Origin of the sequence: Pseudomonas protegens (genome assembly GCF_003732485.1) — a bacterium.
Taxonomy (GTDB): Bacteria; Pseudomonadota; Gammaproteobacteria; order Pseudomonadales; family Pseudomonadaceae; genus Aquipseudomonas; species Aquipseudomonas protegens_B.
The window spans coordinates 331,235-336,223 of record NZ_MOAK01000036.1; the positions used below are offsets into that span (position 1 = coordinate 331,235).

General features: G+C 65.2%; 6 protein-coding genes and 1 pseudogene. 2 read left to right on the forward strand and 5 right to left on the reverse strand.

The genetic code is table 11. The annotated features are described in order from the left end of the window. From BLX41_RS34795 to BLX41_RS08465, 3 genes are all read right to left on the reverse strand, one after another. Positions 1–327: thiolase family protein (locus BLX41_RS34795; RefSeq protein WP_473241676.1), on the reverse strand; the 327-nt coding region annotated here is incomplete at its 3' end. Positions 328–338: 11 nt separating this feature from the next. Beyond that, entirely contained in the window at positions 339–998 is a 660-nt protein-coding gene (locus BLX41_RS08460) for a CoA transferase subunit B (RefSeq protein WP_011060620.1), read from the reverse strand. Between the two features lie 36 nt (positions 999–1,034). After that, positions 1,035–1,733, reverse strand: a complete 699-nt coding sequence (locus BLX41_RS08465; protein ID WP_011060621.1) for a CoA transferase subunit A — start codon at positions 1,731–1,733, stop codon at positions 1,035–1,037. Between the two features lie 173 nt (positions 1,734–1,906). Here BLX41_RS08465 and BLX41_RS08470 point away from each other — a divergent pair, with 173 nt between their 5' ends. After that, complete coding sequence (locus BLX41_RS08470) at positions 1,907–2,809, forward strand: LysR family transcriptional regulator (RefSeq protein WP_123724505.1); 903 nt, start codon at positions 1,907–1,909, stop codon at positions 2,807–2,809. A gap of 3 nt (positions 2,810–2,812) precedes the next feature. Here the strand turns inward: BLX41_RS08470 and BLX41_RS08475 are convergent, their stop codons facing one another. Both BLX41_RS08475 and BLX41_RS08480 read right to left on the reverse strand, forming a co-directional pair. Next, on the reverse strand, positions 2,813–3,655 hold the full coding sequence (locus tag BLX41_RS08475) for an NAD-dependent protein deacetylase (RefSeq protein WP_123724506.1): 843 nt from the start codon (positions 3,653–3,655) through the stop codon (positions 2,813–2,815). Positions 3,656–3,738: 83 nt separating this feature from the next. Continuing rightward, the gene (locus tag BLX41_RS08480) at positions 3,739–4,704 is read right to left on the reverse strand and encodes a helix-turn-helix transcriptional regulator (protein ID WP_123724507.1); all 966 of its coding nucleotides are present in this window, start codon (positions 4,702–4,704) and stop codon (positions 3,739–3,741) included. 159 nt (positions 4,705–4,863) lie between these two features. Here BLX41_RS08480 and BLX41_RS37230 point away from each other — a divergent pair. Continuing rightward, positions 4,864–4,989, forward strand: a pseudogene (locus BLX41_RS37230) (MFS transporter); the annotation flags it as partial.

Genomic DNA, 4,989 nt, shown 5'->3' on the forward strand with positions numbered 1-4,989 from the left:
CACCTCGGCATCGCCGCAGCGGATGGCCTGGGCGCCCAGGTGCAGGGCCTTGAGGCCGGAGCCGCAGACCTTGTTCAGGGTCATGGCGGGCACGGCGTGGGGCAGGCCGGCCTTGATCGCGGCCTGGCGGGCGGGGTTCTGCCCGGCGCCGGCGGTGAGCACCTGGCCCATGATCACTTCGTCGACCTGGGCCGGGTCGATGCCGGTCTGGGCCAGCAGTTGGCGGATCACGGCGGCGCCCAGGTCAACGGCGGGGATGTTCGCCAGGGAGCCCTGGAAACTGCCCACGGCGGTACGGGTGGCGGCAACGATGACGACGTCTTGCATGATGGGGCTCCTCAGGCGAACTGCATTTCAGGCACGTGGTCCGGCACGATCAGCTTGCCGGCGGTCTTGCTGACGATTTCCTCGACGCTGACCCCGGGGGCGCGCTCCTTGAGGATGAAGGCGCCGTTCTCGATCTCCAGGTACGCAAGGTCGGTGAGCACGCGCTTGATGCATTGGGCGCCGGTCAGCGGCAGGCTGCAACGGCTGAGCAGTTTGGATTCACCGTCTTTCGAGGCGTGGGTCATGGTGACGATGATGTTCTCGGCACCGGCCACCAGGTCCATGGCGCCGCCCATGCCCTTGACCAGCTTGCCCGGGATCATCCAGGAGGCGATGTTGCCCTGCACGTCCACTTCGAAGGCGCCGAGCACGGTCAGGTCGATATGGCCGCCGCGGATCATCGCGAAGGATTCGGCGGACGAGAAGATCGAGGCGCCGATGCGCGCGGTCACCGTCTGTTTGCCGGCGTTGATCATGTCGGCGTCGACTTCGTCCTCGGTGGGGAAGGCGCCCATGCCCAGGAGGCCGTTTTCCGACTGCAGCATGACTTCCATGCCGTCGGGGATGTAGTTGGCCACCAGGGTCGGGATGCCGATGCCGAGGTTGACGTAGAAGCCGTCCTGCAGTTCGCGGGCGACGCGCTGAGCCATTTGTTCGCGGGTAAGAGCCATGTTTGTTGTCCTTTTAGTCGGGCTGGGGAAGGGCGATCACTTGCGCACGGTGCGCTGTTCGATGCGCTTCTCGAAGGTGCCGCAGATGACCCGGTCGACGTAGATGCCGGGGGTGTGGATCTGCGTCGGGTCCAGCTCGCCCGGTTCGACGATTTCTTCCACTTCGACCACGGTGATCTTGCCGGCGGTGGCCGCCAGGGGGTTGAAGTTCTGCGCGGTGTGGCGGTAGACCACGTTGCCGAAGTGGTCGGCCTTCCAGCCCTTGACGATGGCGAAGTCACCGGTGATGGACTCTTCCATCAGGTAGGTGCGGCCCTTGAATTCGCGGGTTTCCTTGCCGTCGGCCACCGGGGTGCCGACGCCGGTGGCGGTGAAGAAGGCCGGGATCCCGGCGCCGCCGGCGCGCATTTTTTCCGCCAGGGTGCCCTGGGGGGTCAGTACCACTTCGATCTCGCCGCTGAGCAACTGCTTCTCGAACAGGGCGTTTTCACCCACGTAGGAGGCGATCACCTTGCTGATCTGGCGGTCTTCCAGGAGCACGCCCAGGCCGAAACCGTCGACCCCGCAGTTGTTCGACACCACGGTCAGGTCGCGGGTACCGCGGCGCTTGATCTCGGCGATCAGGTTTTCGGGGATACCGCACAGGCCGAAGCCGCCGGCGATCACGGTCATGCCGTCTTGCAGACCTTCCAGGGCTTCCTCGTAGGACGCCACGCGCTTGTCGAAACCTGCCATTTGCACCTTCCTCTTTCTTGTTCGTTGGCGGCTGGCCAGCCGTTTGCGGATCAGTGTTGCGCTGTGTGATTGATTTGTTAAGTTGATTTTTAAGGTTGATTGATTTGAAAAACAGCACAATAAGCTCCAAGCTTGCGGCTTATAGCTTGCAACGGCTCTCCCGAGGATGACAGATGACGGTTAAACAGATACGGGCCTTTCTGGCGGTGGCCCACAGTTTGAGCTTTGCCCTGGCCTGCGAACGCCTGCACCTGTCGCAGTCGGCCCTGAGCCTGACCATCAAGGCCCTGGAAGAGGGCCTGGGTGGGCGCCTGTTTACCCGCAATACGCGCAACGTCGCCCTGACCCCGGAAGGCGAGGCGCTGTTGCCTCTGGCGCGGCGACTGATCGCCGACTGGGACAACGCCGAGGACGAACTGCGCCAGCGTTTCACCCTGCAGCGCGGGCGGGTGACGGTGGCGGCCATGCCTTCCTTTGCCGGCAACCTGCTGCCGCCGATCCTCAAGCACTTTCGCGCCCGCTACCCTCAGGTCAACGTCACGGTCAACGACGTGGTCAACGAGCAGGTCCTGGAGATGGTCCGCGACCGCGAGGTGGAGCTGGGGGTGGCCTTCGAACCCCAGGACAGCTCTTCCCTGCAGTTCACCCCGCTGTACATCGACCGTTTCGTGGCGGTGGTGGCCAAGGATTCGCCCCTGGCGCAGCGCAGCAGCATCGACTGGCAGACGCTGTTGCAGGAGCCCTTTATCACCCTGCAGCGACCGTCCATGGTGCGGGTGATGCTGGAGGATCACCTGCGGGCCCGGGGCGTGCAGTTGCCGGTGGAATTTGAAAGCCATCAGTTGGCGACCGTAGGACGCATGGTTGCCAGCGGCCTGGGCGTCAGTGCCGTGCCAGCGTTGTGTGCCCAGCATATGCGCGAGTTGGGCGGGCATTGCCTGACCCTGGACGATCCGGTGGTGGAGCGGGCCATCGGCATACTGACCAAACCGGGGGACGAACTGTCCACTGCGGCCCAGGCGCTGTTCGACATCCTGCGCGAGCAAAACCTCGGCCAGCGCGTGGCCATGCTGTGAGGCTTAGCGCAGCAGGCGCTCGGCCAGTAGCGGCAGCAGCCGGTCGCAGGGCTCGCCCAGCTTGAGATGCAGCAGCTCGTCGGCGCGGGTCTTGCCGAAGTTGATGGCCAGCAGCGGCTTGCCTTGCTCAGCCACTGCTCGGCACAGACGAAACGCCGAATAGGCCATCAGCGACGAACCCACCACCAGCAGGCCGGCGGCTTCGTGCACGGCGCTCAAGGCCCGGGCAGCGGTGGCGGCGGCCACGTTCTCGCCGAAGAACACCACATCGGGTTTCAATCGCGAGCCGTTGCAGTAGGGGCAATGGGGCACCTGGAAGCGTTCCTCGAAGGCCGGGTCCAGCAGGGTATCGCCGTCCGGCGCCTGCACCGCGTCAACGCCGGCCAGGTAAGGGTTGTGCGCCTCCAACAGCTGCTGGATGGCATCCCGCTGGCTGCGCTGGCCGCAGTCCAGGCACAAGACCCGCTGCAGACTGCCGTGGAGCTCGATGACCTCCAGGCTGCCGGCCTCGTCGTGCAGGGCATCGACATTCTGAGTGATCACCCCGGCGATCCGGCCGGCTGCCTGCAATTGCGCCAACGCCTGGTGCGCGGCATTGGGCCGGGCCTGGCGAATGCGCGGCCAGCCGAGCATGGCCCGGGCCCAGTAGCGACGACGGGCGTTGGCCTGGCTGAGGAACTCCTGATACATCATCGGCTGCCTGCCACGGCGCACGCCTTCGCTGTCGCGGTAGTCGGGGATGCCCGACGGGGTGCTGATGCCGGCCCCGGTCAGGACCATGAAGGGCTTGCCGTGCATGGCGGCGGCGAGTTGTTCGAACGGTGGGGCAGTAGGGCGGTCGATCATGGGCTGCACTCGTTTCCAGTGGCCAGGGACGCCTATCAGAAATAGACGCAAAGCCCTCTCGGCGCCAGTGGTTTACCCAAGGTTCAGCGCCGGGGGCTGAACACCGACTTGGGTGACTTGCCATAGAACCGGGTAAAGGCCGCGCTGAAATTGCCGGGAAAGCGGTAGCCCACCTGATACGCCGCCTGAGCCACCTGGCAGCCGCCTTCCAGCAGACGGTGGGCGTGGCCCATGCGGATTTCCAGGAGCATGCGCTGGGGTGTGGTGTTGTAGTGTTCGCGCAGGCCCTGCTTGAGCTTGAATTCGTTGAGGCCCACGGCCGCGCACAGGTAGGCCACGGTCAGGGGTTGGTGCATTTGCTCGAACATCAGGTCGCGCACCTGCTGCAATCGCTCGAGATCGGCGGCCTTCAGGCGTCGGCCCGGGGCGACAGGGGCAGGGGCCAGGGCCTGCAATTGCAAGGACAGCAGGCTCAGGGCGTGGATGTGCAGCTCCAGCGTCGGTGGCGGCTGCCGGCCCAAGGGTTGGGCCAGGGCGCTGAGATGGCCGGCAGTGGCTCGGGAAGTGGGCCCGCAGGCCAACAGCTGCAAGGCGTCCTGGCCCAGCAACTGACAGGCCCGGGCGGGCCCCAGGTACTGCTGGAGCAGGGCTTCGCCCACCAGCAGGCGCAGTTGCTCTACCGTTTCATTGGCGCCATAACGGCGTTCGCCCCGGCTGGCCTGGAAGGCGGTGACGGTGGTGTGTCCGGCGCGAAACACCAGGCTCGAACCCTTGGCATCCAGGTAGCCCGAGGTGCCTTGCAGGGCACAGGTGATCACCAGCAGACGGCCGGCGTGGCAACTGCTGGCCTCTTCGATCAAGGGGCGATTGGGGTGATAGCGCGAGTGCACCAGGGTCAGGCCCTGAGCCAGGGGCAGGCTCTCGAAATGGCAATCGCCCAGGGCCTGGGGCAACTGCTGGCGTGACCTGCCGCCCGGGGCCTGGCTGAGCTCGCGTGGTGCGTGGCACGGCAAGCGATAGGACTGGGAAGAACCGGGTGCAACGGCCATGTTCGCGCTCCTGCAAGGGATGTTCTGCGTTTGCCATGGGAATGGATCCGTTTCCCATATGGGCGCGCATGATACGCATTCTCGATAAAAAGTAGGCTGTTGCTCAAGCGGGGGTGAGCGTTGCAATCTTGCGGCGCACCACCTGCACAGGAGCAAGGGATGAACCTGCAAAGCATGAAAAACGCCAGTCTCCGGGGGCTCTGGCTGCGCACGGTGCTGGTGTGTGCCATGGGCCTGCCGATGTTGATCTTCTACGCCATCGGCACTCTCGGTCCCTTGCTGATC

Excerpts from the sequence above, each read along its gene's own strand:
- BLX41_RS08460 (WP_011060620.1), bottom strand. The coding sequence starts at position 998 with ATGGCTCTTACCCGCGAACAAATGGCTCAGCGCGTCGCCCGCGAACTG.
- BLX41_RS08465 (WP_011060621.1), bottom strand. The coding sequence starts at position 1,733 with ATGGCAGGTTTCGACAAGCGCGTGGCGTCCTACGAGGAAGCCCTGGAA.
- BLX41_RS08470 (WP_123724505.1), top strand. The coding sequence starts at position 1,907 with ATGACGGTTAAACAGATACGGGCCTTTCTGGCGGTGGCCCACAGTTTG.
- BLX41_RS08475 (WP_123724506.1), bottom strand. The coding sequence starts at position 3,655 with ATGATCGACCGCCCTACTGCCCCACCGTTCGAACAACTCGCCGCCGCC.
- BLX41_RS08480 (WP_123724507.1), bottom strand. The coding sequence starts at position 4,704 with ATGGCCGTTGCACCCGGTTCTTCCCAGTCCTATCGCTTGCCGTGCCAC.